Genomic DNA, 1,332 nt, shown 5'->3' with positions numbered 1-1,332 from the left:
ACTCGCTAACTGGGGATATATCAGAACAATCCATGTATTTCTTAGTTGGCGGTGGTTCAAACGGTAAATCGACATTTGTAAATACAATCAAAAAGTTAATGGGCGATTACGGATCTCAAACAAAGTCAGATACGTTCATTAAGAAAAAAGATACAGGTGCAAATAATGATATTGCCAGGTTAGTAAATTCAAGATTTGTTTCGGCCGTAGAGTCAGAGGAAGGCGAAAAATTGCAGGAATCACTTGTAAAGACTATTACAGGCGGGGAACCAATTTTAGCTCGGTTTTTAAGACAAGAATATTTTGAATTTCTCCCAGAATTCAAGGTGTTCTTCACTACAAATCATAAGCCAATTATCGGCGGTGTAGACGATGGTATTTGGAGACGTGTAAAAATTATCCCATTTACTTTAAATCTAAAGCCGCATGAGCGTGATAAAAAGTTGGAGGAAAAATTGTCATTTGAAATGCCAGGGATTTTAAATTGGGCCATTGAGGGTTGCTTGAAGTGGCAGAGGTTAGGGCTGCAAGACCCGAAAGTTGTAACGGATGCAACCGGTAATTACAAAGAAGAAATGGATATATTAGCGCCGTTCTTGGGTGAAATTTGTTACATTGATGAGCCCAAAAATGAAGCAATCAAAATCGAAGCGAAAGAATTATACAACGTTTATGACAATTGGTGCTTTAAATCAGGTGAACGCACATTAGGGAACAGATCATTTTATCGAATGTTAGAAACAAAAAGTTTCGGTAAATTGAAGGGTGCTGGCAATAAAACATATTTAACAGGAATTACCCTAAAAGAGAGAATGCCAGTTACTAAAGGGGTTACCGAAACCGAACAAAATAGCTTTTTTAAGGTCATTAAATAACTGTTTTGGTGCTTCAATAACTTTTAATAACTTTTTGAAAAACCAGTATTACCAAGGGTTTGAGTTAACTTTTAATGTTATTTAGTTACTTTAGTTATTTGTTTTTCTATTAATTAAAAAAATAAAAAAATATATAAGTATTATTAGGAGCAGTAATACCCAAATACCGATAACAAAAATAACTTTTCGCCTCAATCCCTTGTGGCTCTAAGGGTTAAAGGATTTTTCTTTAATAACTATTTCTGTTTTTTGAATAACTTTCTGATTTTTCAATAACTCGAAGGAGTGATTTCCATGCAAGTACTAATGATTCTAAGCCAAATATGGAAATCGGGTGCAAACATCTATTTTGATGAATCGGATGACCGAATAGCGATAAAAAATCAAAATTTAATTCCGCCAGAAGTAATGGAAGTTGCAGAACGAGATTACGTAGCAATTGAGGAATGGTTTAATT

At 34.4% G+C, this 1,332-nt stretch carries 1 protein-coding gene; it reads left to right on the top strand.

The window, feature by feature from the left end; genetic code table 11:
• The coding region (locus tag CVN76_RS10885; protein WP_232732172.1) for a DNA primase family protein at positions 1 to 875 on the top strand (875 nt) is incomplete at its 5' end.
• Positions 876 to 1,332: the final 457 nt, after the last annotated feature.

The sequence above is a fragment of the Bacillus sp. mrc49 genome (genome assembly GCF_002803435.1).
The sequence above is the reverse complement of the archived record's forward strand: the minus strand, read 5'-3'. Positions and strand labels throughout refer to the sequence as shown.